Consider the following 26,340-nt stretch of genomic DNA (forward strand, 5'->3'; position numbering starts at 1 on the left):
CGCCACCTCATTAATATGTACAAAACCTCTCGTAAAGCAGAAATTTATAAATAATTGGCGCAAGCTATGCTAATGTACGTAAGTGCTGGAGATTCTGATGGATGCCCCATGAGCACTGACCTGCCAAGCCAGAGGGTCGAGCAACCGGCAACGCTGGCGACCACGATCTACGCGCGCCTCAAGGCCGACATCCTGACGACGCGGCTCGAGCCCGGTCGCAAGCTCCAGTCGCGCTTCCTGATGGAGCAGTACAACGTCGGACAGACCCCACTGCGCGAGGCCCTCAACCGCCTGACCACCGAAGAGTTCGTCGTCGGCATGGAGCAGCGCGGCTTCTATGTGAAGGAGGTCAGCAAGGAGGAGCTCCAGGAGTTGACCAAGACGCGGTGCTGGGTCGAAGGTCTGGCGCTTCGCGAGTCCATGCAGAATGCGACCCAGACCTGGGAAGAGGCCCTGCTGGTTGCGCATCACCGGCTCGATCGTACGCCGCGCTCGCTCAAGCCCGACACATTCGAGGACAATCCGGACTGGGAGAAGGTGCACCGCGCCTTCCACGCGACGCTGATCGGACTTTGCGGCTCACGGCCGCTGCTCGGCTTCTGCGAGCAGCTCGCCGACCGGCTCTATCGGTATCGCATGATGTCGATTGCGAAGGCCTATCCGGCGCGCAAGGTCGGTGCCGAGCACAGCGATATCCTTCAGGCGGTTCTCGCCAGGGACAGCGAGCAGGCCGTGCGTCTGCTTCAGCAGCACTATCAGCGCACAGCCGACGTCATCTATTCCGATCTCGACGGATTGCTGGCGTAGCTTCGTCTCAGGACATGGAGCGCTGCGGTCAGCGCGGGCGCTTCGGCAGCTTTGGAAGCTTGCCGGGATTGAACGCCGGCACCCGCTCGGTTTGCTCGGACGCCGGCGGCTGCTGCTCCGTCAGAATGAGCGTACCATGGAGAACCATTCCCGGCACTTGTTGTGCCGTCGCCGTGTAAGTCGCGATCTTGCCGGGGCAGCTTCCCTCGATGTCCAGCGTCAGCTCGTCCTCGATACCGAAGACCGTCGCGCGCCCGTCGGTATGACGCTTCGTCGACACGGTGGCGGTGAAATGGTCTCCATCGACCTTGCACGAGCCGTGATAGGTCATCAGGCTGTCGCGGCCCCAGATCTGACCGTCCGCGACATGCACAATCCCGGTGCCCTGATCGATCGGCGTCTTGTACCAAGCCGCGTAGGTGCCGTCCTTCAGCATGGGAGCAGTCTCCCCTGGTAGTCCCACACGAACAATCCGCATGATCAGCGCTAAGAAAGCGTTAATCACGCGGCCCGTGACAATCCGGGACCTCCCTGCGCAGCTCCTCTTCAAGCTCCTCGATGATGCTGTGAAGCAGACCCGCCGCAAGCGGATCGGTGACTTCCCGCTCCAGGCGCCGGTAACGCGCGATCTGGAATTGCCGCTCTTTCAACTGGTGCTCTGTCATCGGACGACCCCTCCGCCGAACTGACGCGGAGACAGCCGAACAGTTTCGTTAAAGTTTTCGGATCATTTGACATGGTTTCCGATCGGTAAAGAAACCATGGCGCGCCAGGCTTCTGTGCGAGCTCGGAACTGACGACGGTCATGTCCGCTTGCCCTCACCTGCCCGACCTGCCAACGCGCGGCTGACCAGTTTGTCGGAAGCCTCCATGAGCGCGGCCGCGTAGGATGGCTCCATGGACGACGGACTCGCCAGGATGGCCCTGGCCCTGTTATCGAACATCGCGCCGCTACGACCGTCGAGATCGCGCGACACCAGGAGCGGTAGCAAGCGCTCGGCGTAAATCTCAGGCTCGACCATCATGAAGCTGGTGAGCCATTCCGCGACGGCGAGAAGCGCGCGCGAGCCGAGCAGATTGGCACGGATGTTGGTCTTGACGAAGCCCGGGTTGAGACCGAACACGTCGATATCAGGGAAGCGCCTGGCTGCATCGAGGACAAGCACCTCGTTTCCGGCCACGGTGTTCGAATGTGCCGCGAAGCGCTTATAGCTTCGCTCCGAGTTCAGGTCGTCGACGTTCGCCTTCTGCTCCGTGCCCGGGAATCCCATGACGAAGATCCGGGGTCTGAGGTCGGCCCTCGCCCGGTCCTTGCCCAGACGCGGAGCTATCTCATTGAGAATGACGAGGCGGCTCAGATAACTGACAGCGAGATCGCGTTCGATGCCTTCGCTCGTCACCTCGCGTTCGGGGCCGGCCATGACGCCGGTCGTGAAGACGATGATGTCGATCTTGCCGGCGGGAAGTTCGCCGGCTATCCGCTTGGCTTCCTGCATAGACCCCAGGTCGGCCTTCAAGAACGCGATGCGCGGCACCTCCCGATCGCGGAAGGTCTGACCGACGACCAGGACATGCGCTCCCCTGGCCGCAAGCTGACGGCTGAGCGCGCGACCGATGCCGCCGGTCCCACCGATCACCGCGACATTCAGACCGGAGAGCCGGAGGCTTTCCAGCGACGGCAAGGTCACGTTGAGGCTCTTCTCCAATTCCACGCGTTTCACTTCGGGTGCCTTCCGCAAGCAGTGATGAAAACGAGCGCTCTGCACCGCAGCGGCGGTGCAGAGCCGATGAATGTGGTGACCGCCGGGCCCTTATCCGGCGGCAACTGCGTCCCACGCGGGATAGTCGGTGTACCCGCGGGCATCGCCGCCGAAGTACGTCCGCCGATCGGCCTCGTTCAGCGGCGCGCCGGATTTCAGGCGCGCGAGAAAATCGGGATTCGCCAGGATCATCTGGCCGTACGCTTCCAGATCGGCCAGCCCCGTAGCGACGTCGGAACCGATGCGATCGCGCGGACGGCCCGGCCTGTTCACGATCAGCTTGCCGCGCCACAGTCTGCGGAGGTCGGCGAGCAGGTGATCGTCGCCCTGATGCATGATGTGAAGATAGGCAAGCGAGAGCTTGTCGAGCTCGGCGACCAGATGGCGATAGAGGTCCGGTCCTTCGGCGCCTTCGTCGATGCCCCACATCGTGATGCCCGGCGACAGGCGGATCGCCGTCTTGTCCGCGCCGATCTCCGCGGCGATGGCGGCCGCAACTTCGATGGCGAAACGTGCGCGGTTTTCGATCGAGCCACCATACGCGTCGGTCCGGATGTTTGCGCTCGGCGCGACGAACTGCTGGACCAGATACCCGTTCGCACCATGGATCTCGACGCCATCCGCGCCCGCCGCGATGGCGTGGCGCGCGGCGTCGCGGAAGTCGGCGACGGTCTGGCGCACTTCGTCGGTCGCGAGAGACCGGGGCTGCCCGTCATCGGACGGCTGGGTGCCCTCGGTGACGATCAGGCCAACGCCGGCGCGCTGCGCGTAATATTCGGCGGCGAGGTTGCCGGGAACACCATTGGCGTCGGCGCGCGAACGGGTCATGGGGGCCATGACCAGGCGGTTCGGAAGGTTTAGTCCGCCGACGCGGACAGGACTGAATAGCGAATTCACGGCAAGTTCCTTCTCGATGATGCAGAGAAGGGAAATGGAGCCTCCACCTGATGGAATAAATACCGTATAATGGAGCAGATTGATCCATATATGGGATAATTTCGTGGAGCTGTTGAACGACATGGCACTCTTCGTGGAGGTCGCGAAGGCCAGAAGCTTCCGGGGCGCCGCCACAACCCTCGACATGCCTAACTCGACCCTGTCGCGACGGATCAGCCTCTTGGAGAAGGAAATCGGTCTTCGCCTGCTGAACCGGACGACGCGCCGGATCGAATTGACCGAAGCCGGCCAGCTTTATTTCGAGCGCTGCAAGCGCATCGTCGATGAAGCGCGCCTGGCGCATGAGCAACTCGGCGAGATGCTGGCGCAGCCAAGCGGGCTGCTGCGCGTCTCACTGCCGGTGGACTTCGCGAACACTTATCTCGCGCCGCTGATCACCGAATTCGCGCAGCAATATCCCGGCATCGATTTCGAATTCGACCTGACGCCGCGGCGGGTCGACCTGGTCTCCGAGCCGTACGACCTGGCGATCCGCGTCGGAGAATCCGAGGCCTCGCACATGATCGCGCGGCCGCTCGCGCGCCTTCACGGCTATCTCTACGCCTCGCCGCGGTATCTCGAACTGAGCGGCGAGCCGCGCGAACCAGCCGACCTCGCGCGCCATCAATGCCTCTGCCAGACGAGGGTGAGCACCTGGACGCTGCGCAACGGAACGCAAACGGTCGACGCCGACATCGACGGCCGTTTTCATCTCAACAGCATCGGCATGCTCCGCCGCCTGGCGACGCTCGACATGGGCATCGCGTTCATGCCGCAGGAAATCGTGGCCGACGAAGTCGCAGCCGGTCGGCTACGCCGCATCATGCCGCAATGGCAGGGCCAGCCCATGACCATCTACGCCGTCACCGAGACCAGACTGCTCCCAGCCAAGACGCAACGCTTCATCGAATTCTTAAGAGAACGGCTGAGCCGGGGGTAGATCACGGCACCTCGCCGCTCCTGCGACTCTCGCCGATGCTGTGCGGCTTGTTGAGGAAGAACTCCCGATTGCCGAGAGCCGCTTCCGCGTACTGATCGATCGCGACCTGGATCGCCTCGACGTGCATGCGGCACCAGCCTTCAAGGCAGGACAGGCGCCGCGCGTGCTCGAGAGCCTTCAAGAACTCCGGCGGCTCGCGCATATCGGAGAAGTAGGTCGGCCTCTCTCCCTTCATGCCCGCGCCACCTCTCTGGGCGGAACGAGGCGGCGCTTCTCGACACCGATGCGCGGTGGCGCCAGCCGCCGGCGGGGAACGAAGAGGCTGGCGACGACGATCGGGTCGGTGTCCCCGAGAGCAGCCCGCTCCTGGACGAGCCCGCTCATCACGGTGCGCATCTTCATAACCTCCTCGGCCACGAAGGTGCAGTCTTCGTCCCGGTTGATTTGCTCATGCATGATGGCCTCGGCCTCACGCATGCTCACACGTAACGCCCTGATGATCTTACGGATTTCATTGATGCGGTTGTCCATGGCTCGCTCCTTGGCTGGACGCGCAGCATAAGAACAAATCATGAACATTGAGTCAATCGGCCTGAAGTAGAACGGGCCGGGCTCACGTCCCCTTACTGGAGGCGCCGCCGCGACGAAGGGGGAGCCCCTCTAAGACGACAGGCGCAGCCAGACGTCCTTACTCACCAGCGTACCACTGGGCGTCGCGATCTCCATGTCCACGACATGCAGAGAGCCGGGCTCGTCGGCATAGATGTACCTGAGGTGCCACATGCGGCCGAGGTCCGGTGCAATGACGAAGTCATCCAGTCCGTCGGTGATGGCCCTGATCGCCTCGCGGTGCGTCAAGGGTGCGGAAAACATCGCATCGATCAGGTTGGCGAGGCTCATGCCCTCGACGAGCATGAGGCGCGCAACCTCGTCACCGTAAACGTGTCGGAGCGCCGCAACGATAGCGGCGACGGCGTCCGGATTCTTCAATGACACGACAAAGCAAGCCTCCGGGCCCATGATGCCGGAGACGGGATATTTTGCGCAAGCTGTCTGCGCGGGGCTGTGCATGTCTGCCCTAAGCCCCCCTCGCCCGTGACGCAGGCGGCCGAACCTCGGCGCGCCTAGAACGTCACCCGCATCCCTGCATAGAACGCGCGCGGCCGGGCCGGGCTCAGCGAGCGCGGGTCGGTGAACTCGGCGCCGCCATTGGTGAAGTTGGGCAAGGCTTCGCGGTCGAAGAACTGTCCGTAGGTGGCGTAGCGCTTGTCGAAGATGTTGTCGACGCGGCCGTAGAGCTGGAAGTTCTTCGTCACCTGGTACGACGTGTGGAGATTGAACACGGTGTAAGACGGCAGCTTCGAATACTGGTTGGATTCGTCACCGACGAAATACTGGCTGGAGACGAACAGCGCGTTGCCGCCGACCTTCCAGACGTCGGTGACGTTGTAGTCGATACCGACCTTGACCCGGTGGCGGGGGATCGCGGGGATCTGGTCGCCGGGCAGGACCTGGATGGTCTCGGTCACGGGATCCCTGAACGGGCTTTCAGAGCCGAGCTCGAAAGCGTCGAGGTAGCGTGCATCGACGAAGGCGTAGCTCGCCTGGAACTGAAGCGTGGGCGATTTGATGTTGACCTCGGCCTCGAGCCCCTGACGCCGGGTGCGGCCGACATTGGTGAAATAGCCGAAGCCGGTTCGCCCGACAGCGGGAACGGCGAGAATGTCGTCATAGTTGGTGGCGCGGAACGCGCCGACCTTCCATCCGAGGGAGCCGATGTTCAGCTCCCTGGTGCCGCGGAAGCCGGCCTCCACGGTCTTGGACACGACCTGCTTCAGCGGCGGGTCCGAAACCAGAAACGCCGCGAGCATGCAGGGCCTGACCGGGTCGGCGCAGCCGAGCTCGAGCGGCGTCGGCACGCGGTTGGCCTCGGAATAGCCGGCATAGGCGGTCAGCTCGGGCGTGATCTTGTAGGTGCCGCCGATCACCGGATTGAAGCGGGTGAAGGTGTGGTCGCCGTTGAGACTGGCGCCGAGCTGATCCTCCAGCGTGATGCGCGCCACGTTGAAGCGGCCGCCGCCGGTGATGGCGAAGGCATCCGTGACGTTGAACGTGTCCATCGCGTAGAGGCCGTTATATTGATTGACGGTCCGCAGCGAGACCGGACCTGCGACGGGGTCAGGTACGCCGGTCGGCCCGAGGAAGATGCCGCTGCCGCTGACGACGTAGTTTTCTCCCATCGTGCCGATCTCGGCTGTGGCGTTGTAGCGCGTGACACTGGCGTCATAGGTTGCGCCCATGACGAAGCGGTTGTCGTGCCCGAACAGCTGATCGGTGTTGGTGGCCTGCCCCGACACGCCGACGGTGGTCGAGCGTATCGAGCTGCGATCGATCTCGCCGAGAATCGTTCCCGGCGCAAAAGGATTGGCGAGCTGCACGCCGTTCGTGCCATTCGCGGGCGTGGTGTCATCGCCGAAGCAGAGCAGCGCTGGATCCGCACCGCATTCCTGCACGTCGGTCGGATTGCCGTCGACCAGCTTCTGCTCGTATCTGCGCAGATGCGCGGTGCCTTCCAGCGTCCAGGTCGGCGTCGCATCGACCTTGCCGGTGAAATTGAGATAGCCGACGCGGTTGGAAGTGGTCTGGGGCGTCGTGTAGGTCGCGCCCCAATATTGGTCCAACAGCTCGGCGGGAACGGTGGCACTGGCGCCGAAATCGTTCTTGGCAACGCCCATGTTGGCGTGGAACTCGCTGTCGCCGGCCTTGTAGCCGACATCGCCGTAGAAGCGTCGCACGGTCGATTGCGAGAAATTGCGGAAACCGTTGTCGCGCAGGCCTTCGAGCGCGGCGTAGACGCCGTAGTTCTTGTCGACCTGCTTGCCCCATTGCGCCGAGCCCTGGATACGGCCGAACGAGCCGCCCATCACATCGAGCTCGGCGCCCTGATAGGTGAAGCCGTCCTTCATTTGCAGGTTGAGCGCACCGCCGAGTGCATTGAGGCCGAAAGCGGGGTTGTTGGTGACGAGCGTCACCGACCTGATCGCGGCGGTCGGGATCAGGTCCCAGTTGACGGCGTCCGAGAAGGCTTCGTTGATGCGGACCCCGTTCTGGTAAACGGCAAGGCCCTGCGGCGTGCCCGTCACCGGCGAGGCGACAAAGCCGCGGAATTCGACATCAGGCGTGAACGGATTTCCGGTGACTTCGCTGATGTTGACGCCGGCGATGTTGTCGCGCAGCGCGTCGGTGATATTGAGCGAGCCGGTGCGCCTGATCTGGTTGGCATCGACCGCGTTGATGGCCGAAGGAACCTTGTCGACATCGAGACCCCTGCCGGTGCCCGGCGAGGTCGGGTAGACGTAGATGCGTGGCTTGGGGCGGTTCGACGACGAAGCTCCAGCTTGCGCCACCGGCCGCGTTGGCGTCGTGCGCCTCGCTGTCGACGGCGACGGCGCGGTCACCTCGACCGGCGGCAGGTTCTGGACGTTGGTTTCCTCGTCCGGCGCGGCCCCGGCAGGGCTGGCAAAGACCAGCCCTGATACCAGCCCCGTCGACACCGAGGCCGTCAACAAACCATGCTTGCCCCAAAAACGCTTGCCCATCCCTGCCTTCCCACCCGTGACCACCGACTTGTTCTGATGTTCGCCGGTTGGTGCAGAGGAGTGTAATCGGCAGCAGCTCACGCGCCAGCCACAAAAGGTCGGGCAATGTCCGCACCCGTTTTCCCGACCAAATCGGGAAAAATTCCCGATTTGGTCGGGCGCGATCAGGCCGCCGCCGTCGGCACCAGCGCCTCGACGGTCAGGCCGCCGTCGCCGGAGACCACGTTGAGCGTGCCGCCCAGCGCCAGAATCCGCTCGCGCATGCCGACGAGGCCGAAGCCGAGCTTCTGGCCCGGCTCCATGCCGCGGCCGTTGTCGCTGACGCGCACCCGGGCGCAGAGGCGGCCGTCGCGCGTCGGCTGGTCCGCGGGCTCGATGACGACATTGACCGCGGTCGCGCCGGCATGGCGGAACACGTTGGTGAGCGCCTCCTGCACCACGCGGTAGATGGTGAGGTCGGCGGTCTCGCCGGTCGCCCCCAGCCGCGGCGAGATCGTGGTTTCGATGGTGACGTCGGGATGCGACTCCCGCCACAGCCGGGACAGCGATTCGAGCGCCTGGCCGAGGCCGAGCTCGGCAAGGCCGACGGGCCGCAGGCGCTCCAGCACGCGGCGGGTGAATTGCTGGAGCGCGTTGATCTGCTCCAGGAGGGCGCTGCCATGCTTGCGCACCGCCTCTGCGCTCGGCGCCTTCCCGTCCGCGAGCTTTGCCAGCGCGCTGGCATGGGCGCGCAGCGAGAACAGATACGGCCCGAATTCGTCGTGCAATTCGCGCGCGATCTCCTTGCGCTCGACGTCCTGCAGCGACACCGCTCGCTCGGCGAGGCGCCGCTTGTCCTCGACCGCCTCGCCGAGCGTCGCCGCAAGATGATTGAGCCTGGTGCAGATTGCAGCGAGCTCCGGCGCGCCGCCCGGCGCGACGCGCGCCTCGTAGTGCCCGCCTTCGAGCTTCCCCATGACCTCCGCCAGCGACTGCAACGGTGCCAGCGCCCGGCCGACCACGTTCATCATCAGGAAAAACAGCGCGAGCGCGATCACCGAGCCGACCTCGAGCTGGGTCACGATGCCGTCCCATATCTCGGCGATCTCGTCATCGGGATGCGAGGTGATCCGGAGCGAGCCCGGCTTGCCATGGATCGACACCGGCACGCTCACCGCCGTCTGTTCGGGATGCACCAGGCTGACGAACCAGGCCGGCGGGGCGCGCGCGTCGTCGTCGGCATCGGGCCGCGGCGGCGTCAGCGGGTTCCCGCCGGAATCATGCAGCGCGATGCTGACATGGCGCAGGCGGCTGAGATCGCGGGCGATCTGGTTCAGCCGCGCATCCGGATCGGGCGCCTCGTTGAGATCGGCAACGATCATCTCGATGAATTCGCGTGCAAGGCGGATCACGCTCTGATCCTCGGCCTGCACGCGCGGACCGGCCTCGGCGACCTGGCGGCCGATATTGACCGCGAGCCCCAGCGCCAGCAGCAGCGCCAGCAAGAGGTTGATGCGCCCGCGCAAGGATAGATTTTGCCACATTGATCTCGCCGTACCTCGCGAAGGTTGGCTCGCACCTGTCCGATGAGTTGACAGGGGCGAAGCGCCCGATATCTAATCGAAAGCGTACAGCAATCCCGGCCGGGTTGCATGAGGCGACATGAGGGCGCGTTTGGCGCTCCTGTTCGGTATCATGCGGCGCGACAACAGGCCGGCGCTGTTACGGGGAAACGCCTATGCGCATTCTGATCGTCGACGATCATCCCATTGTCGCCTCCGGCTGCCGTGCCGTGCTGGCCGACGAGGGCGAGATCGAGATCCTGGAGGCCGCCGACGCCGAAGACGGCGAGAGCATCTTCATCGTCGAGCGCCCCGACCTCTGCATCATCGACATCAACCTGCCGACCGTCTCCGGCTTCGAGCTCGCGCGCCGCATCCTCGAGCGCGCGCCCGAGGCCCGCATCATCATGTTCAGCATGAACGACGACCCGGCTTTCGCAGCGCGCGCGATCGAATGCGGCGCCAAGGGCTACGTCTCCAAGACCGGCGACCCCGACGACCTCGTCGAGGCGATCCGCGCCGTCGGAGGCGGCGGCACCTATCTGCCTACCGCGATTGCGCGCAGCATCGCCTTCGCAGGGCCGACGCTGGCGCAAAGCCCGCTGTCGAAGCTGAACGCGCGCGAGATGGAGATTTTGCGGCTGCTCAGCGCCGGCAAGAGCCTGTCCGAGATCGCCTGGCTGGTGCAATCGTCCTACAAGACGGTGGCCAACACCTCCTCGATCATGCGACAGAAGCTCGGCGTGAAGACCTCGGTCGAGCTGGTCCGGCTGGCGATCGACAGCGGCGTCGCCTGACGACACGCGCCGCCGCAAATTCGGTCACACAAGCGTTGCAATGTTGATGTGGTGAGATGCCACTGGAGCTTAGGGCATGACGATTCAGACTGTCTCGACCAACAAATCCTACGGCGGCGTGCAGGGCGTCTATCGCCACGCCAGCCAGGCGACCGGCACCGACATGGTGTTCTCGGTCTATGTTCCGCCGCATGCCGACGGCGCCAAGCTGCCCGTGGTCTGGTACCTCTCCGGCCTCACCTGCACGCATGCCAACGTCACCGAGAAGGGCGAATTCCGCAAGGCCTGCGCCGAGCTCGGCCTGATCTTCGTCGCGCCCGACACCTCACCGCGCGGGCCCGACGTGCCCGGCGATGCCAACAACGCCTATGATTTCGGCCTGGGCGCCGGCTTCTATGTCGACGCGACGCAAGAGCCGTTCGCGCGCAACTATCGCATGTGGAGCTATGTCACCGACGAGCTGCCGAAGCTCGTGGCGGAGAACTTTCCGGTCGATGCCAAGCGGCAATCGGTGATGGGGCACTCGATGGGCGGCCACGGCGCGCTGACGGTGGCGCTGCGCAACCCGCACCGCTATCGCGCGGCCAGCGCGTTTGCGCCGATCGTCGCGCCCTCGCAGGTGCCCTGGGGCATCAAGGCCCTGACCGGCTATCTCGGACCGAACAAGGATGCCTGGCGCAACCACGACACGGTGGCGCTGATCGAGGACGGTGCGAAGTTCTCGGGCTTCCTGGTCGACTACGGCGATGCCGACAATTTCCTGAAGGAGCAGCTCAAGCCGGAGCTGCTGGACGCGGCCTGCAGCAAGGCCAACATCCCACTGACGCTGCGGCGCCAGGCTGGGTATGACCACAGCTATTATTTCATCTCGACGTTCATGAGCGATCATCTGCACTGGCATGCGGCGAGATTGACGGCGTGATTTTTCTTACCCTCCCCTGGAGGGGAGGGTCGCTTCACGTCGAGCGAAGCGAGAGGTGAAGCGGGGTGGGGTGATCTCTCCACTCGGGCAGCGCCTCAAAGGAGAGACTGTCACCCCACCCCGCTCGCGCTTTGCGCGATCGACCCTCCCCCTCCAGGGGAGGGTGAAGAACGCCCCTACTCCGGCTTGCCGTAATTCGGCGCCAGCAGGCGGTTGCGGATCAGGTAGCTCATCGTGCGCGTCCAGGATTCATCGGTGTTGCCGCGCATGTCGGCGCTGGCGGCGGTGATCATATTGCCGGTCTTCACGTCGCGCAGATAGACGTTGAGATTGATGATCAGGTTCGAGACCTTCTGCACCATGCCGGTGATCTCGAGCTCGGCGCCGAGCTGCCCGGCGAGCTTGAGGTCGCAGCCGCCGCAGGCCTGCAAGTTCGCATGACGGGCGGCGTCCCTGACCGGCGCGATATCGAGCACCTGGAACTTGCCCGACTCTGCCAATTCCTTGCGCAGCTGCTCGCTGATGCGCTCCAGCCGCGCCAGCTCGGGCTTCGAGCCGTAGAACTCGCCGGGCAGGCTGGTGTCGATCAGCTCGAAATCAAACACGGCGAGCTTCGGCGGGTCGGCGAACGCGGCCGAGCCCGTCAACAGCAAAGCGATGAAACATATCAGCGCTCGCATGATCGTGATTCCGCTCCTCTCGCCGCGACGACGAAATGCGGGGTTGCATGCCCTGACAAATCGGTCATGCTTGAAGCAGAAACAATTCTCCACTGGCGGTCAAGCCGGGGAGAACGCCTGGAGGAAATATGATCCGATGGTTGGTCGGCCTGATCGGCTGGAGTCTTGCCGCGACGAGCGCGTTCGCGGCCGACCCTGTCACGATCGGCGTCGGCTATCTCGGTGTCGCCGGCACCAGATCGACGCTGTCGCTGGTCGAGCAGCCCGCCGAGAATGACGGCGTTGCCGGCGCCCGCCTCGCCATCGAGGACAACAACACCACCGGAAAATTCACGGGCCAGCGCTTCACGCTGGAGGAGCGCCGCCTGAGGGAAGGCGAGGACGCGGTGCAGACCGCAACCGCGCTCGCCGAGAAGAACGGCTTCATCATCGCCGATCTGCCGGCTGATGCGCTCTTGAAGGTTGCCGACGCCCTGCGCGAGCGCGGCACGCTGCTGTTCAATGCGGGGGCGATCGACGAGCGGCTGCGCGAGGCCGATTGCCGCGCCAACGTCATCCACACCGCGCCGACGCGCGCGATGCTGGCCGATGCGCTCGGCCAATATCTGGTGTGGAAGAAGTGGTCGCGCTGGCTGCTGGTGGTCGGCTCGCATGACGAGGACAAGCAGTTCGCCGATGCGCTGAGGCGCACCGCGACGCGGTTCGGCGCCAAGATCGTGCAGGAGCGGACATTTGAAGACAAAGGCGGCGCACGGCGCACCGATTCGGGCGTCACGCAGATCCAGCGGCAGATCCCGGTGTTCACGCAGCAGGCACCCGCCTACGACGTGCTGGTCGCCGCCGACGAGAGCGAGGTGTTCGGCGCCTACCTGCCCTATCGCACCTGGGATCCGCGGCCGGTCGCGGGCTCGGCCGGTCTCGTGCCGCGCAGCTGGGACGCATCGCAGGACCAGTGGGGCGCGATCCAGATGCAGAACCGCTTCATCAAGCTGAATTCGCGGCGGATGACCGCGCTCGACATGCAGGCCTGGACCGCGGTGCGCATGATTGGGGAAGCCACCTCGCGCACCAATTCCGGTGACGTCAAGAAAGTCACCGACTTCATCAAGGGCCCGGATTTCTCGGTCGCCGCCTTCAAGGGCACGCGGCTCACCTTGCGCGACTGGAACCTGCAGCTGCGCCAGCCGATCCTGCTGGTCGACGGCCGCATGGTGGTGTCGGTGTCGCCGCAGGAAGGATTCCTGCACCAGGTCTCCGAGCTCGACACGCTCGGCTACGATCGCCCGGAGAGCAAATGCAAGCTGAAATGAGCGATGTGATGAGATCGAGCCCTCGCCGCGACGACGCTGCGCTCCCTCCCCCGCCGGCGGGGGAGGGTTGGGGAGAGGGTGTCTCCACGAGCGATAACCCCCAAGAGGAGAGAGCCCTCTCCCGTATCGCATCTGACAATGCGATACGACCTCCCCCGCAAGCGGGGGAGGTGAAGACCGCTCGCGGACAGACCTTGCGCATGCTGGTGACGGCCTTGCCCGTGGCAATCGCGCTCGCCGCCACGCCCGCGCATGCGTTCATCGCCTATGTCTCGAACGAGAAGAGCAATACGGTCTCGGTGATCGACACCGACAATTGGACCGTGACCAAGACCATCAAGGTCGGCCAGCGCCCGCGCGGCATCGACTTCACGCGCGACGGCAAGTTCGTCATGGTTGCGGTCGGCGATGACGACACCATTCAGGTGATTGATGCGAAGACGCAGGCCATAGTGGACAGCCTGCCCTCCGGGCCCGACCCCGAGCTGTTCGCGCAAGACGCCGCCGGCAAGATACTCTACGTCGCCAACGAGAACGACAACACGGTGACCGTGATCGACCTCGAGAAGCGCGCGCGCCTCGGCGACATCCAGGTCGGCGTCGAGCCAGAGGGTATGACCATCAGCCCGGACGGCAAGACGCTGATCAACACGTCCGAAACCACCAACATGGCGCATTTCATCGACACCTCATCGCGCCAGATCGTCGCCAATGTGCTGGTGGATGCGCGGCCGCGCTTTGCCGAATTCAAGCACGATAGCTCGGAAGTCTGGGTATCCTCGGAGATCGGCGGCACCGTCTCGGTGATCGATCCCGGGAAGCACGAGGTGATCGGCAAGGTCACCTTCGAGATTCCGGGGCTGCGGAAAGAAGCGATCCAGCCGGTCGGCATCGGCATGACCAAAGACGACAAGACCGCCTTCGTCGCGCTCGGCCCCGCCAACCGCGTCGCCGTGGTCGATGTCGCCACACGCAAGGTGACGAAATATCTGCTGGTCGGCCAGCGCGTCTGGCACATGGCGTTCACGCCGGACGAAAAATACCTGCTCACCACCAACGGCGTGTCGAATGACGTATCCGTCATCGACGTTGCCGCGCAAAAGGTGATCAAGACCATTCAGGTGGGCGAACTGCCCTGGGGCATCACGATCGCGCCATGACCAGCCCTGCTCCCATCACCGAATCACGCGAGGCGCCAAGGCCTGATCCGGCCACGGTGCCGGCGCTGTCGATCGACGGCGTCAGCCATGCCTATGGTCCGCGTCGTGCGCTGATGGACGTGTCTTTCAACGTGCAGCCCGCGAGCTTCACCGCGCTGCTTGGGCTGAACGGCGCGGGCAAGAGCACGCTGTTCTCGCTCATCACGCGTCTGTTCGGCATCCAGTCCGGCCGTGTCGGCATTTTCGGGCATGACGTCAGCAAGAGTCCCGGCGAGGCGCTGCGGCTGCTCGGGGTCGTGTTCCAGCCGCGCACGCTCGATCTCGATCTGTCGCTGACGCAGAACCTGCTCTATCACGCCGCGCTGCACGGCATCAGCCGCCGCGAGGCTGCCGCGCGCAGCGCCGAGCTGCTCGGCCGCATCGGGCTCGCCGATCGTGCCGGCAGCAAGGTGCGCGATCTCTCGGGCGGACAGATGCGGCGGCTGGAAATCGCGCGGGCGCTGCTGCACAGGCCGCGCCTCTTGCTGCTCGACGAGCCGACCGTCGGCCTGGACGTCAAGGCGCGCGCCGACATCATCAGCCATGTCCGCCAGCTCGTGACGGAGCAAGGCATCGGCGTGCTCTGGGCCACGCACCTGTTCGACGAGATCATGCCCGACGACGATCTCGTGGTGCTGCACCAGGGCAAGGTGCTGGCGCAGGGGCCGATGAGCCGCGTCGTCACGGAGGCCGGCGCGCAGGACGTCAACACCGCCTTCATGCGCCTCACCGGTGCGCAAACCATGCCGGGAGGCGGCGCATGAGCAGCATCACCACGCGCGATGCGCCGCGCGGCTTCTCGGCCGCGGAATACATGACCTGCCTCACCGGCATCGTGTGGCGCGAAGGACTGCGCTTCCTGCATCAGCGCGAGCGCTTCGTCTCGGCGCTGGTGCGGCCTTTGGTGTGGCTGTTCATCTTCGCCGCCGGCTTCCGCCAGGTGCTCGGCATCTCCATCATCCCACCTTACGAGACCTACATCCTCTACGAAGTCTATATCGCGCCCGGGCTGATGGCGATGATCCAGCTGTTCAACGGCATGCAGTCCTCGCTGTCGATGGTCTATGACCGCGAGATGGGCAACATGCGCACGCTGCTGGTGAGCCCGCTGCCGCGCGGCTTCCTGTTGTTCTGCAAGCTGCTCGCGGGCACCGCGGTGTCGCTGCTTCAGGTGTATGCGTTCCTGCTGATCGCCTGGCTCTGGGACATCACGCCGCCGCCATCGGGCTATCTCACCGTGCTGCCGGCGCTGATCCTGTCCGGGCTGATGCTGGGCTCGCTCGGCATGCTGATCTCCTCCGGCATCAAGCAGCTGGAAAACTTCGCCGGCGTGATGAACTTCGTGATCTTCCCGATGTTCTTCGCCTCCTCCGCGCTCTATCCGCTCTGGCGGGTGCAGGAGGGCAGCCCCTATCTCTATTATCTCTGCGAGGCCAATCCGTTCACCCATGCGGTCGAACTGATCCGCTTCGCGCTGTACGGTCAGGTCAACTGGATCTCGCTGGCGGTCGTCGCGGCCTGCACAATCGTCTTCATGATCGGCGCAATTCTGGCCTATGATCCCTCGCGCGGGCTGGCGCGACGGGGGCCCGCGGGAGGCGAAGGATGAAGGTTCGGGTTCTGGCGACGGCTGTACTGGCGCTCGCTGCTGCGAGCACGGCCGCGCGCGCGGCCGATCCCCGCTACCCGGACTGGCCCTGCACGCAAGCCAAGGTGCCGGAGATCTCGCTTGCCGCGGTCTGGGCCGGTCCTGCGCTCGGTGACGCCGAGACAAGGTGGAAGGACGACGCCAAGGTCAGCGCGCTGGTCTCGAAACTTGCGGCGCGCAAGACGCCGCTGGATGAGGCGGAAAAGTCGGTGAAGGAGTTCCTGAGCGGTTCCACCGCCGACAAGACCGCGAACGCAAAACTCCTGTTCGCGGGCCTGTTCGACACGCTCAACGCCCAGCGCTCCCAGGTCATGATCGGGCTCGAGCGCGTCAGCCGCAAGCAGCGCGACGCCGCCGACAAGATCCGTGAGGAGACGCTTCAGCTCCAGGCCCTTCAGGGCGCGACGCCGCGCGACGAAGCCAAGGTCGAGGCGCTCAGCAACGAACTGATCTGGAAGACCCGCATCTTCGAGGACCGTCACAAGGTGGTACGCTTCGTCTGCGAGGTTCCAACCTCGATCGACCAGCGACTGTTCGCGCTCGGGCGCGTGATCCAGCAGGAAATGGAATAGCGTCAGCCACGCTGACGGCTCACGAAAAGTTCCCGCGATCGCCTCGGGAACGTTAAGCTTTTGCCGCGCTATCTGCCGGAACCAAATCCATTTATGGTGGCTTGTCGAAGTCAACGCCAGACGTCGGGAGACCTCGATGGGAACAACAAAATTCATCTTCGCGGGCGCTGCGGCCCTCAGCATGCTCGCATCCAGCGCTCTCGCTGACGACATGACCGGAATGGTCACGCGGATCGATCGGCTCAACGGCACGATTTCGATCCAGCAGACGCAGAAGGGCACGGTCGGCGCCAGCGCCGGCGGCGCCGGCACGCTCCAGGAGTACAAGACCAAGGATGCCGCGATGCTGGATGCGGTCCATGCCGGCGACAGGGTGACGTACTCGGCGACTGACACCAACGGCACGGGCACGCTGACGAAGCTGCAGAAGCAGTAGCGCTGGTTTTTCACCTCTCCCCGCTTGCCAGCCCTCTCCCCGTAAGAACGGGGCGAGGGAGCACACCTGCGCTCGATCCCTATTGCTCCGGCCGCGGCTCCGGCTGCGCCTCTTCCGTCGGAAGCTTCGCGTGCTCCCAGCCGTCGGTGCCGTCGGGATACCAGGCGATGTTGGAGTAGCCGTAAGCCAAGGCGCGCTTGGCGGCGTTCCAGGACATCCAGCAATCGGCAAGACAATAGATCACCAGCAGCGCGGCCTTGTCGCCGCGCGAGGCACGTGCAAGGCCGCGCCGGAGATAATCGTCCATGGCAGGCGGCAAATTGCCGTAGCCGGTATCGGGCAGCCACAGGCTGCCCGGAATGTTCCTGCGCGGGGCATCACGCCACACCGTACCTTCGGGCAAATTCTTCGGCTTCGGCGGACGCGGCATCACGTCGATGAACGCGCCGCTCTTCGCGCGCCAGATCGCCTCGGCGTCAGCCGTGGTGAGCACGCGCGCGCCGACAAGCGTCGCCGGCACCGGCGCGCGGTAATTATCGGCGCGATAGCCCTCGGGCTCGAACGGCTCCTGCTGCTGCGCCAAAGCCGGTACCGCCAGAACGGCGGCAACCAGCACAGCGGCAACAGGCCGTCTCATGGCGTCTTCTTGGCGGTCTCCGCACCGAGCGGCCGGTCGCTCTCGTCCAGCAGCGGTACGCCGAAATCGAGCAGGATCTTGTTGATCTCGCCCTGGTTCTCCTGGATCACCCGGTTGAGCTGCCGCTTCCAGTTCTGATCGGCGGGCCGCACGCCCATGCCGATGCGATAGACCAGCTTCGGCCCCGTCGTTTCCTTCACCAGCGGCGTGACATGGAGCGACGCGCCGGCCTTCTTGGCGTAGTAGCCGGCCATCGGCCCCCACAGCACGCCGGCATCGATCTTGCCGGCGGCGAGATCATCGATCATCGCCTGGGCCGAATTGTCGAAACGCGTATCGATCATCAGCGGATAGGGCTTTGCATCGCCCATCAGGCCTGCAAGCGCCATGTTGGTCGCCGGCGGCGTGCCGGCGACGATGCCGACATGCTTGCCCTTCAGCTTCGGATCCTCGAGCGTATCGACGCCCTCGAGACCGCTTCCGGTCTTGGCGACCAGCGCATAGGTCGTGCGGTAATAGGGATTGGTGCCCTGAACGAGGTCGTCGCCTTGCGGGAAGCCCATGATGACGTCGCAGCGATGCGCGCCCAGCGTCATCCGCACGAAGCCGGTGGCCTGCGGGAAGAAGACGTAGTCGAGCTTCTTCTGCAGCTTGTCTGCAAGGAATTCGGCGAGCTTGTTCTCGAAGCCTTCGCCCTTCTCGTTGGAGAACGGCAGATTGCGCGGGTCAGCGCAGACGCGCAGCACTTTCGGGTCCACCAGTTCGAACGAGAGGTCTCCGGTCTCGCTGGTCTGCGCCATGGCGACGTCGCCCAGGGTGCAGGCCGCGGCCAGGCCCCACAGCAAGATCAACCAGCGACGATGTCGTCCGGCCTCCGTCATCGCGCTTCCTCCTCGTTTTGTTTGAATGTTATCAACGCATGACGCGCCATGTTTTGCCAAGTCTTGTGCCGGCTTTGCCTTGTTGCAGTGCAATGCGGAAAACCCTTTGAAGTGAGGCGGAAAAGTGTCTCGCATTGCTCTCGTGATCGCAGCCTTGTCCCTCGGACTCGCGACGCTAGCACGCGCCGGGGCGGCCGAATTGCCTGTGAGCGAAGTCGCGCCGGGAATCTTCGTACACTCCGGGACCATCGCCCTGATGACGCGCGAGAACGAGGGCGACATCGCCAATGTCGGCTTCATCGTGGGCGATGATGCCGTGGCCGTGGTCGACACCGGCGGCAGTTTTCGCGAGGGCGAGGCGCTGCTGGCGGCGGTGCGCGCGCGCACATCCAAGCCGATCCGCTATGTCATCAATACCCACGGCCATCCCGACCATGTCTTCGGCAACGCCGCCTTCGTGGCGGAGGGAACCAGCTTCGTCGGCCACAGCAAGCTGCCGCAGGCGCTGGCGAGCCGCGGGCCATTCTATCTCGACAATTTCAGACGCATCATGGGCGGCGAGCTAATCGATCCCGTGAAGATCGTGCCGCCTACCCTGCTCGTTGCGGACACAATGACGCTCGACCTTGGCTCCCGCCGCCTGACCTTGCGCTCATGGCCGGCCGGGCACAGCGACAATGATCTGACAGTATTCGACGAGAGCACCAAGACCCTGTTCGCAGGCGATCTCGTCTTTCTCCGCCACATTCCGGTGATGGACGGCAGCATCCGCGGCTGGCTCGCCACGCTGAAGGAGTTGGAGGCCGTCCCGGCACTGCGCGTCGTTCCCGGTCACGGCCCTGTGAGCGCGTGGCCTGCGGCGCTGAGTGATGAACGGCGTTACCTGTCAACGCTGCTGTCCGACGTCCGCGCCCTGAACAAGAAGGGCGAGCCGATCCGCGCCGCCGCGGACAAGGCGGCCGCTGAAGAGCGGCCGCGCTGGCAATTGTTTGACGACTACAATGCCCGCAACGCAACTGCAGCATTTTCGGAAATTGAATGGGAGTAGCGGGCGCGCTACGCTGGACCATGACCATGACGGGATGTACACGCCGCCTGCCCCTGATCGCCCTGCTCCTCGGCATTGCCTTCGCCGCGCCGGCGCAGGCGGAAGAGGCCTATGACCCCTGGCCGGGCCTGGTGCAGGACATCTTCAGCAACCGTCCGATGAATGACGGTGGCGACGTCATCGGCATCGAGATGCCGTACCGCGCCGAGGACGCCGCCATCGTGCCGGTGACCCTGCGCAGCAAGCTGTCGCCGGCTGATGGCCGCCGCATCCGCTCGATCACGCTGGTAATCGACCGCAATCCCGCACCGATGGCGGCGAAGTTCGAGCTCGGGCCGGAGGCCAATGTCACGGAAATCTCGACCCGCGTGCGCGTCAACAATTACACCGACGTCCACGCTGTCGCTGAGCTCAGCGACGGCCAGCTCTACGTCTCGAAAGTCTACGTGAAAGCCTCCGGCGGTTGCTCCGCACCGGCGGGAAAGAACGTCGAGGAAGCCAGGAACAGGCTCGGCCAGATGCGCTACCGGCAGTTCGCCCGCGAGGACGCGCCGGCGAGCCGCGTGCGCGAAGCGCAGATCATGATCGGCCATCCCAACAATTCCGGGCTGCAGATGGACCAGGTCACGCAGCTCTACATTCCCGCCTTCTTCATCAACCAGCTGAAGCTGACGCAGGACGACAGCCCCGTGCTGTCGATGGAAGGCGGCATCTCGATCTCGGAGGATCCCAACCTGCGCTTCACCTACGTCTCCAATGGCGCCAAGCGCTTCCGTGCGGAAGCGAAGGACACGGATGGGCACGTGTTCCGCAACGAGTGGGACGTGGAGAAGCCGGGGACGTAGCTGCGTTTCTCGCTGTCATTCCGGGGCGGTCCGCAGGGCCGAACTCCGGCGCGCGGTTGCGCGCCTGAGAATCTCGAGATTCCGGGTTCGATGCTTCGCATCGCCCCGGAATGACAGTGCTAAATCAAAAGCACCTCACCTCGGCTTCCGCCTGCGCCCGGCGCAAATCATTCACCGCCGAGTTCGCCTGCTCCGAGGTACGAAACTGCACGCCGAGATTACCGCGCACCTGCGACATGCTGAGCGCGGTCTCCGCGGTAACATAGCGTTCAAAGGGCATGATCGAGGCGACCACGTCGATCGAGCAGGAACATTGCTCGATGGACTGCCGGCTCTCGCCATTGGCCTTCATGCAGCCATAGACATATTCCGCGCGCGCCGAGGTCGGATAGTCATTGGCCTCCCCGCCTCGCGCCGCCGACACGGTCGTCGCCAATACCGCCAATGCGGCGACAATCGGTCGTAGCTGCCAGGCCAGTTTCATGCGCGTCCTCCCGCTGGTTGCGACCAAAGCTATGCTATGCGTATTGTCCTGAAAAGCATTCTGTCAGAGGAAGCGGCTCACAAGGTGATGAGAGTTTTGGGACGAATATTGGCGCTCGCGGCGACGCTGGCGCTGACGCTGGCTGCACCGGCGCGCGCTGCGGATACCATCCGTCTTGCGGTGCAGAAGACCGGAACATTCTCCTGGGAGCTGGCCGCGATCCGCAGCACCGGCCTCGACAAGGAGGCCGGCCTGTCGCTGGAGGTCACCGAGCTCGCGAGCACCGAAGCCGGCAAGATCGCAATGCGTGCAGGCAGCGCCGACATCATCCTGTCGGACTGGCTGTGGGTGTCGCGCGAGCGCGCGCTGGGCGCCAAGCTCACCTTCTATCCCTATTCGAGCGCGCTCGGCGCCGTGATGGTGCCGGCCTCCTCGCCGATCAAGACGCTCGCCGACCTCAAGGGCCGCAAGCTCGCGGTCGCCGGCGGGGCGATCGACAAGAGCTGGCTGCTGCTACAGGCGCGGATGAAGCAGGACGGCATCGACCTGAAGTCGGACGCGACCATCGTCTACGGCGCCCCGCCGCTGATCGCGGCCAAGGCCCTCGACGGCGAGATGGATGCAAGCCTCAACTTCTGGAATTTCTGTGCCCAGCTCGAGGCCAAGGGTTTCAGGCGCCTCGCGGGCATCGAGGAGATTTTGCCGAAGCTCGGCGCCAAGGGCGCGGTGTCCGCGGTCGGCTACGTCTTCGACGAGAGCTGGGCCGCGAGCCATAAGGATGCAGTCGCCCGCTTCATCGCGATGACCCGCAAGGCCAAGCAGCTGCTGGTGACGTCAGATGCCGCCTGGGAGAAGATCACCCCGCTCACCGGCACCGCCGATCCGGCCATGCTCAAGACCTACCGCGAGCGCTACCGCGACGGTATTCCGCGCCGGAGCATCGACGACGAGGAGAAGGACGCGCGCGTGCTCTACCGCGTGCTGGCCGAGATCGGCGGCCGCGATCTCGTCGGTCCCGCGGCCGAGCTCGACCCCGGCACCTTCTATCACGCGGTCCCCGGAGACTGAGGTGCTGCGTCTGCTCTCGTTCGCCCTGTTCCTCACGATCTGGTGGATTGCCGCGCTCCTCGTCGGCGGCGCGAAGCTGCCCTCCCCGCCGGCCGTGCTTCAGGTGATGATCGCAGAAGCCTCGTCCGGCGCACTGTTCCTGCATCTCGGGGCGACGCTGGCCCGCGTCGCGCTCGCCTTCACCCTGGCGATGTCGCTCGGCAGTGCCATCGGCTACCTCATGGGCCGGGTGAAGCTCGCCGACCGGCTCGGCGATCCCTGGCTGATCCTGCTGCTCAATTTGCCGGCGCTGGTCGTGATCGTGCTCGCCTATATCTGGGCCGGGCTGACTGAAGCCGCCGCGATCGCGGCGATCGCCATCAACAAGCTGCCGACAGCCATCGTCACCTTGCGCGAGGGGACGCGTGCGCTCGACCGTTCGCTCGACGAGATGGCAAGCGTGTTCGCGATGCCGCGCTGGCGCGCGTTCCGCCACGTCGTGCTGCCGCAGCTCGCGCCCTATATCGCAGCCTCAGCCCGGTCCGGGCTGTCGCTGGTGTGGAAGATCGTGCTGGTCGCCGAACTCTTGGGGCGGCCGAACGGCGTCGGCTTCGAGATCGGCGTCGCCTTCCAGCTGTTCGACACGCCGCGGCTGCTGGCCTATTCGCTGACCTTCGCCGCTGTCGTGCTCGTCATCGAAACCTTGCTGGTGCAGCCGTTCGAAGCCCGCGCAAACAGGTGGCGGCCCCGTGCGGCTTGAGGTCGATATCACAGGCAAGACCTTCAGGAGTGCCGCGGGCGGAACGCACGAGGTGCTGGCGCCGGTCAAGTTCGCGCTTCAATCCGGCGAGGTCGGCGTGCTGATCGGCCCGTCCGGCTGCGGCAAGAGCACGATGCTGCGCATCATCCTGGGATTGGACCACGACTTTGCAGGCCACGTCGCGCGGCCGCCGGAGGCTCGGATCGGCATGGTGTTCCAGGAGCCGCGATTGCTGCCCTGGCGCTCAGTCGAGCAGAATGTGCGGCTGGCTGCGCCCGATGTCACCGAGGCCAAACTGGCCGAGCTGTTCAGAATTTTGGAGCTCGAAGCCCATCGCAGCCACTATCCCGGCGAGCTCTCGCTGGGTTTGGCCCGGCGCGTGGCGCTCGCCCGCGCCTTTGCCGTCGAGCCGGATATTCTGGTGCTCGACGAACCGCTGGCATCGCTCGATGACGCTCTCGCCGGACGCCTGCGCGATGAGATTGCAACGCTCGTCGCGAGCCGGCCAGTGATGACGCTTTTGGTGACACACAGCCTGGACGATGCAGTGCGCCTGGGCGACCGGCTGTTCTTCCTGTCGCCGCGACCGGCGCGGGTCGTGGCCGAGGTGCCGATCGGCATCCCGCGCGACACACGCGGCGAAGCCGAGATTGCGGCCATCAAGGCCGGCCTCGCCCAACGAACTCAAGGCGACCGCACCGAGCGAGATGTCTCATAGTCGGTCGCCTGGCAGACGTGCTAGACTAAGCGCGATGAGATTTGGATGAATAGTCATCGCGCTTTAGGTTGTTGTTTGCGCATGATCTTTCCGGAAAACCGCTTCGCACTTTTCCGGATCATGCTATAGGCCGGCGGCGGAGCTGATGATGACGCGGACGGTCGCCTTCGCAACGCTTGGTCTTGCAGCGCTTAGCCTCGCACTCATTGCGACGACGGCGGGCGCGCAGGACATGATGCGTGACGTCGACCTCACCTCCCCCGCGATGGTCTCGGCCGAAATGACGAGGCCAGAGGTCGAGGCCGTGCTGGCCAAGGCGAGCTCAACGCAGCCTGCCGATTTCACTGGCAAACGCCTGTCGGGCCTCGATCTCTCGGGGCTGGACCTGTCCAACGCGGTTCTCCGCGCCGCGCGGCTCAACAAGACAATACTCCGAGACGCCAGGCTTGACCGTGCGATCCTCGATCAGGCGTGGCTGCTGGATGCGGATCTGACCGGCGCAAGCCTGAAGGGCGCCAATCTGTTCGCCTCGCAAATGGCCCGCGCGCGTCTCGACGGCGCGAACCTGTCGGGAGCGCGCATCGCTGCCGACCTCACCGGCGCAAGCCTGGTCGGCGCCTCGATCGCGGACGCGAATCTTGGCGCCGACATGCGCAACCAGTCGATGGGGCTGATGCGCGCGGTGCTGAGATCCGCCAACCTGGAACGGCTGAACGCGCGCAACGCCGATTTGTCGCGCGTCGACCTCGAATTCGCAGTCCTCAGGGGCGCCGATCTGAGCGGCGCATCACTGAAAAACGCCCAGCTCGGCGGAGCCGATCTGACCGGCGCCATCGTCGCCGACGCCGATTTCGACGGCGCCGATCTCGTCTCGGCGAAGCTGATCGCACCGAACGGCCTTGACCGCGCCAAGAATTTCGACAAGGCAAAGAACCGCGAGCGCCTGATCAGGGAATGACGGCGCCTTTGGGAGGACTGGCTGATGCGTGGGGTTCTTGCTTTGATCGCGTTGTTGACGCTTGCCGGCGAAGCCGCCGCGCAGACCAAGGGCAAGGGCATAAGGCTGTGGAATCTGACGACGGAGACGATCTCCGGCTTTCAGCTCTCGCCGGCCGGCAAGACCGACTGGGGACCGAACCAGTGCCTCAACGACAAGGACAAGGAGGTCGACCACGACGAGCGTCTGCGCATCACCGGCGTCGAGCCCGGCCGCTACGACGCCAAGGTCAGCTATCCCAATGCACGGCAGTGCATCGTCCGCGACATCGAGATCAGGACCGATGCGGTGTTCTCGATCGCCGACAAGGATCTGAAGGACTGCACGAAGTAGCGCGCCCGGCTTACGCCTTGTCGTTCGGGTGCGGATATTCGCAGCGCCACCGCACCGCCTGCCATTTCGGATGCTCGCCGACCCATTGCGCGATATAGGGCGGCGCGGCCATCACGCATTGGCGGGGCGAGCCCGTGTAGTTGAACACCAGATGCTGCTCCTCGCAGGTCGCAGGCGAGAGCACCGCACACACAGTCACCACCAGGTCGATAGGGTTCATGCCGGGATCCTCTCGCGGGGCAATCGAGACTAGCACGATAGGCTACGTGTCAGGGAGCGGGAAGTTTCAATCGGACTTGAGGATGGGGGAACTACCTCCGTCGCCTCCCCCCGCTTGCGGGGAGAGGCGAAACAAGCTCGCTAAAAATTCACCCCGAACACCAATCGCGCTTGATGCCGTTCGAAATTGACGAGGTCGAGATTGCCGCCTGAGCCGGCCGGGCGCCCCCAGGCCTGCATGCTCCAGCTCATGGTCAGCCGCGACTTCTCCGATAGCTGGAAATAGGCCGTAGGCCCGACAAACAGCGCCTGGCCTGAAAACTCGCCAAGGCCGATGCCCTCATATTGACGGAAGTAGCGCATCTCGCCGCCGAGCAGCACATTGGGGCGCACCCGCGCCAGGGCGGCAAACGCCGCGCCGATCGTCGAACTCTTCTCGGACGTCCCCGCCACCTCGAAGCGCGCCCATTCCGGCTGATAGATCAGGTTGGCGGCGCCGATGACGAAGTTCGGAACGAGCTCGCGGTCGAAGGCGAGCGTGAATTCGGTGCCGTACATCCGCCCCTTCGCGCCGCTGGTCTCGTCGATACGGTCGCCGTGGAGCTCGGCGGCGACCGTGAGTCCAAACGGTGACCGCTCGCGGTCGAGCAGGCGATAGCGCAGGTCGAGCGAGGCGCCCTGGAAGTTGAACTGGCGGCGGTCGTCGATGTCAGGAACGCCGGTGATGTCGTGCAGGCTGGCGGTGGCGCCGAGCTCGATGCGGAAGTTCGGCAGCGGCACCACCTCGATCTCGACCTCGTGCTCGAGGGCGCGATAAGTGCCCCCGCCCCTCCCGAAACGCCCTGTCGTCTGGGTCTGGAATTCGCGCTCGCCGACGTTGCCGACATCGGTGCCGATCATGAAGCCGAAGATATGCTCGGTGTCAAAGCCCTCCTCGGCGCTGACACATGCAGGCGCGAGCGCAACCGTGCACGCGACCGCCATCCAAATTGTGTGGGCTCCAATGCGCATCTGGCAAACACTACCACGGCTCCGATGGCATTCGCCACCGAAGCCGCGGCAGGTTCGTCAGTCTTACTTGCGCGCAGCGCAGGCGTACATGTTGATTTCCATGCCGACCGGCACTTCCACGATCTTCGGAGCTTTCCAAGCCATTCGGGGTCTCCCCAAGGTATTGAGCGCGACATCGCGCGGGGCAAAACCTAGGGCTGCATCATGCACAGC

General features: G+C 64.7%; 32 protein-coding genes and 1 pseudogene. 17 read left to right on the plus strand and 16 right to left on the minus strand.

The window, feature by feature from the left end; all coding sequences use genetic code 11:
- Positions 1–108: 108 nt before the first annotated feature.
- Positions 109–807: a GntR family transcriptional regulator gene (locus ACVJ19_RS38570; protein ID WP_260424196.1), complete on the plus strand. Its 699-nt coding sequence runs from the start codon at positions 109–111 to the stop codon at positions 805–807.
- A gap of 28 nt (positions 808–835) precedes the next feature.
- On the opposite strand, the gene ACVJ19_RS38575 is transcribed toward ACVJ19_RS38570, so the two are convergent.
- From ACVJ19_RS38575 to ACVJ19_RS38590, 4 genes are all read right to left on the minus strand, one after another.
- Positions 836–1,243: a hypothetical protein gene (locus ACVJ19_RS38575; protein ID WP_453954251.1), complete on the minus strand. Its 408-nt coding sequence runs from the start codon at positions 1,241–1,243 to the stop codon at positions 836–838.
- Between the two features lie 61 nt (positions 1,244–1,304).
- Positions 1,305–1,472, minus strand: a complete 168-nt coding sequence (locus ACVJ19_RS38580; protein ID WP_453954252.1) for a hypothetical protein — start codon at positions 1,470–1,472, stop codon at positions 1,305–1,307.
- 138 nt (positions 1,473–1,610) lie between these two features.
- The gene (locus ACVJ19_RS38585) at positions 1,611–2,513 is read right to left on the minus strand and encodes an SDR family NAD(P)-dependent oxidoreductase (protein ID WP_453954253.1); all 903 of its coding nucleotides are present in this window, start codon (positions 2,511–2,513) and stop codon (positions 1,611–1,613) included.
- A 105-nt stretch (positions 2,514–2,618) separates the two neighbouring features.
- Positions 2,619–3,464 (minus strand): oxidoreductase, encoded by an 846-nt coding sequence (locus ACVJ19_RS38590; protein ID WP_453954254.1) that lies wholly within the window; start codon positions 3,462–3,464, stop codon positions 2,619–2,621.
- A gap of 103 nt (positions 3,465–3,567) precedes the next feature.
- Between ACVJ19_RS38590 and ACVJ19_RS38595 the strand changes: the two genes are divergently transcribed.
- A complete protein-coding gene (locus ACVJ19_RS38595; protein ID WP_453954255.1) occupies positions 3,568–4,443 on the plus strand; it encodes a LysR substrate-binding domain-containing protein in 876 nt (291 codons plus the stop codon).
- Position 4,444: 1 nt separating this feature from the next.
- Here the strand turns inward: ACVJ19_RS38595 and ACVJ19_RS38600 are convergent, their stop codons facing one another.
- The 5 genes from ACVJ19_RS38600 to ACVJ19_RS38620 form a co-directional block, all read right to left on the minus strand.
- Positions 4,445–4,678, minus strand: coding sequence for a hypothetical protein (locus tag ACVJ19_RS38600; RefSeq protein ID WP_183242239.1), 234 nt, complete (start codon positions 4,676–4,678; stop codon positions 4,445–4,447).
- Positions 4,675–4,974, minus strand: a complete 300-nt coding sequence (locus ACVJ19_RS38605) for a hypothetical protein (protein WP_453954256.1) — start codon at positions 4,972–4,974, stop codon at positions 4,675–4,677. The genes ACVJ19_RS38600 and ACVJ19_RS38605 overlap by 4 nt, the downstream gene beginning before the upstream one ends.
- A gap of 129 nt (positions 4,975–5,103) precedes the next feature.
- Positions 5,104–5,463 carry a hypothetical protein gene (locus ACVJ19_RS38610; RefSeq protein WP_453955292.1) on the minus strand — a complete coding sequence of 120 codons (360 nt, stop codon included), beginning with the start codon at positions 5,461–5,463 and terminating at the stop codon, positions 5,104–5,106.
- Between the two features lie 104 nt (positions 5,464–5,567).
- Positions 5,568–8,042: a TonB-dependent receptor domain-containing protein gene (locus ACVJ19_RS38615; RefSeq protein WP_453954257.1), complete on the minus strand. Its 2,475-nt coding sequence runs from the start codon at positions 8,040–8,042 to the stop codon at positions 5,568–5,570.
- A gap of 164 nt (positions 8,043–8,206) precedes the next feature.
- Complete coding sequence (locus ACVJ19_RS38620) at positions 8,207–9,565, minus strand: histidine kinase (RefSeq protein ID WP_453954258.1); 1,359 nt, start codon at positions 9,563–9,565, stop codon at positions 8,207–8,209.
- Positions 9,566–9,759: 194 nt separating this feature from the next.
- Here ACVJ19_RS38620 and ACVJ19_RS38625 point away from each other — a divergent pair, with 194 nt between their 5' ends.
- Together ACVJ19_RS38625 and fghA are read left to right on the plus strand one after the other, a co-directional pair.
- The gene (locus tag ACVJ19_RS38625) at positions 9,760–10,380 is read left to right on the plus strand and encodes a response regulator (protein ID WP_453954259.1); all 621 of its coding nucleotides are present in this window, start codon (positions 9,760–9,762) and stop codon (positions 10,378–10,380) included.
- Between the two features lie 76 nt (positions 10,381–10,456).
- On the plus strand, positions 10,457–11,302 hold the full coding sequence (gene fghA, locus ACVJ19_RS38630; protein ID WP_453954260.1) for an S-formylglutathione hydrolase: 846 nt from the start codon (positions 10,457–10,459) through the stop codon (positions 11,300–11,302).
- 176 nt (positions 11,303–11,478) lie between these two features.
- Here fghA and ACVJ19_RS38635 read toward each other — a convergent pair whose 3' ends face one another.
- Positions 11,479–11,982 carry a DUF3280 domain-containing protein gene (locus ACVJ19_RS38635; protein WP_453954261.1) on the minus strand — a complete coding sequence of 168 codons (504 nt, stop codon included), beginning with the start codon at positions 11,980–11,982 and terminating at the stop codon, positions 11,479–11,481.
- 128 nt (positions 11,983–12,110) lie between these two features.
- On the opposite strand from ACVJ19_RS38635, the gene ACVJ19_RS38640 reads away from it, so the two are divergent.
- From ACVJ19_RS38640 to ACVJ19_RS38665, 6 genes are all read left to right on the plus strand, one after another.
- The gene (locus tag ACVJ19_RS38640; protein WP_453954262.1) at positions 12,111–13,292 is read left to right on the plus strand and encodes an ABC transporter substrate-binding protein; all 1,182 of its coding nucleotides are present in this window, start codon (positions 12,111–12,113) and stop codon (positions 13,290–13,292) included.
- 200 nt (positions 13,293–13,492) lie between these two features.
- A complete protein-coding gene (locus ACVJ19_RS38645) occupies positions 13,493–14,452 on the plus strand; it encodes a YVTN family beta-propeller repeat protein (RefSeq protein ID WP_453955293.1) in 960 nt (319 codons plus the stop codon).
- On the plus strand, positions 14,449–15,255 hold the full coding sequence (locus ACVJ19_RS38650; RefSeq protein ID WP_453954263.1) for an ABC transporter ATP-binding protein: 807 nt from the start codon (positions 14,449–14,451) through the stop codon (positions 15,253–15,255). Before ACVJ19_RS38645 ends, ACVJ19_RS38650 begins: the two co-directional genes overlap by 4 nt.
- Positions 15,252–16,100, plus strand: coding sequence for an ABC transporter permease (locus ACVJ19_RS38655; RefSeq protein WP_453954264.1), 849 nt, complete (start codon positions 15,252–15,254; stop codon positions 16,098–16,100). The genes ACVJ19_RS38650 and ACVJ19_RS38655 overlap by 4 nt, the downstream gene beginning before the upstream one ends.
- Entirely contained in the window at positions 16,097–16,711 is a 615-nt protein-coding gene (locus ACVJ19_RS38660; protein WP_453954265.1) for a hypothetical protein, read from the plus strand. Before ACVJ19_RS38655 ends, ACVJ19_RS38660 begins: the two co-directional genes overlap by 4 nt.
- 136 nt (positions 16,712–16,847) lie before the next feature.
- On the plus strand, positions 16,848–17,147 hold the full coding sequence (locus ACVJ19_RS38665; protein WP_453954266.1) for a copper-binding protein: 300 nt from the start codon (positions 16,848–16,850) through the stop codon (positions 17,145–17,147).
- A 79-nt stretch (positions 17,148–17,226) separates the two neighbouring features.
- On the opposite strand, the gene ACVJ19_RS38670 is transcribed toward ACVJ19_RS38665, so the two are convergent.
- Both ACVJ19_RS38670 and ACVJ19_RS38675 read right to left on the minus strand, forming a co-directional pair.
- Positions 17,227–17,784, minus strand: coding sequence for a PQQ-dependent catabolism-associated CXXCW motif protein (locus ACVJ19_RS38670; protein WP_453954267.1), 558 nt, complete (start codon positions 17,782–17,784; stop codon positions 17,227–17,229).
- A complete protein-coding gene (locus tag ACVJ19_RS38675) occupies positions 17,781–18,665 on the minus strand; it encodes a substrate-binding domain-containing protein (RefSeq protein ID WP_453954268.1) in 885 nt (294 codons plus the stop codon). The genes ACVJ19_RS38670 and ACVJ19_RS38675 overlap by 4 nt, the downstream gene beginning before the upstream one ends.
- Before the next feature lie 124 nt (positions 18,666–18,789).
- On the opposite strand from ACVJ19_RS38675, the gene ACVJ19_RS38680 reads away from it, so the two are divergent.
- Together ACVJ19_RS38680 and ACVJ19_RS38685 are read left to right on the plus strand one after the other, a co-directional pair.
- Complete coding sequence (locus ACVJ19_RS38680) at positions 18,790–19,713, plus strand: quinoprotein relay system zinc metallohydrolase 2 (protein WP_453954269.1); 924 nt, start codon at positions 18,790–18,792, stop codon at positions 19,711–19,713.
- A 26-nt stretch (positions 19,714–19,739) separates the two neighbouring features.
- Positions 19,740–20,558, plus strand: a complete 819-nt coding sequence (locus tag ACVJ19_RS38685; protein ID WP_453954270.1) for a quinoprotein dehydrogenase-associated SoxYZ-like carrier — start codon at positions 19,740–19,742, stop codon at positions 20,556–20,558.
- A 124-nt stretch (positions 20,559–20,682) separates the two neighbouring features.
- On the opposite strand, the gene ACVJ19_RS38690 is transcribed toward ACVJ19_RS38685, so the two are convergent.
- On the minus strand, positions 20,683–21,042 hold the full coding sequence (locus ACVJ19_RS38690; protein ID WP_453954271.1) for a hypothetical protein: 360 nt from the start codon (positions 21,040–21,042) through the stop codon (positions 20,683–20,685).
- Between the two features lie 87 nt (positions 21,043–21,129).
- Between ACVJ19_RS38690 and ACVJ19_RS38695 the strand changes: the two genes are divergently transcribed.
- The 5 genes from ACVJ19_RS38695 to ACVJ19_RS38715 all read left to right on the plus strand — a co-directional run bounded on the left by ACVJ19_RS38695 (position 21,130) and on the right by ACVJ19_RS38715 (position 24,897).
- The gene (locus tag ACVJ19_RS38695; protein ID WP_453955294.1) at positions 21,130–22,110 is read left to right on the plus strand and encodes an ABC transporter substrate-binding protein; all 981 of its coding nucleotides are present in this window, start codon (positions 21,130–21,132) and stop codon (positions 22,108–22,110) included.
- A gap of 1 nt (position 22,111) precedes the next feature.
- Positions 22,112–22,849 carry an ABC transporter permease gene (locus ACVJ19_RS38700; RefSeq protein WP_453954272.1) on the plus strand — a complete coding sequence of 246 codons (738 nt, stop codon included), beginning with the start codon at positions 22,112–22,114 and terminating at the stop codon, positions 22,847–22,849.
- Positions 22,839–23,567 (plus strand): ABC transporter ATP-binding protein, encoded by a 729-nt coding sequence (locus ACVJ19_RS38705; RefSeq protein WP_453954273.1) that lies wholly within the window; start codon positions 22,839–22,841, stop codon positions 23,565–23,567. The genes ACVJ19_RS38700 and ACVJ19_RS38705 overlap by 11 nt, the downstream gene beginning before the upstream one ends.
- A gap of 148 nt (positions 23,568–23,715) precedes the next feature.
- The gene (locus ACVJ19_RS38710) at positions 23,716–24,525 is read left to right on the plus strand and encodes a pentapeptide repeat-containing protein (protein WP_453954274.1); all 810 of its coding nucleotides are present in this window, start codon (positions 23,716–23,718) and stop codon (positions 24,523–24,525) included.
- A gap of 24 nt (positions 24,526–24,549) precedes the next feature.
- Positions 24,550–24,897: a hypothetical protein gene (locus tag ACVJ19_RS38715; protein WP_453954275.1), complete on the plus strand. Its 348-nt coding sequence runs from the start codon at positions 24,550–24,552 to the stop codon at positions 24,895–24,897.
- A 10-nt stretch (positions 24,898–24,907) separates the two neighbouring features.
- Here ACVJ19_RS38715 and ACVJ19_RS38720 read toward each other — a convergent pair whose 3' ends face one another.
- The 3 genes and pseudogenes from ACVJ19_RS38720 to pqqA all read right to left on the minus strand — a co-directional run bounded on the left by ACVJ19_RS38720 (position 24,908) and on the right by pqqA (position 26,271).
- Positions 24,908–25,117, minus strand: a complete 210-nt coding sequence (locus tag ACVJ19_RS38720) for a hypothetical protein (RefSeq protein ID WP_453954276.1) — start codon at positions 25,115–25,117, stop codon at positions 24,908–24,910.
- Positions 25,118–25,257: 140 nt separating this feature from the next.
- Positions 25,258–26,165: pseudogene (locus tag ACVJ19_RS38725) on the minus strand (hypothetical protein).
- 25 nt (positions 26,166–26,190) lie between these two features.
- On the minus strand, positions 26,191–26,271 hold the full coding sequence (pqqA, locus tag ACVJ19_RS38730; protein WP_012029362.1) for a pyrroloquinoline quinone precursor peptide PqqA: 81 nt from the start codon (positions 26,269–26,271) through the stop codon (positions 26,191–26,193).
- Positions 26,272–26,340 lie beyond the last annotated feature (69 nt).

Source organism: Bradyrhizobium sp. USDA 376 (assembly GCF_054063675.1).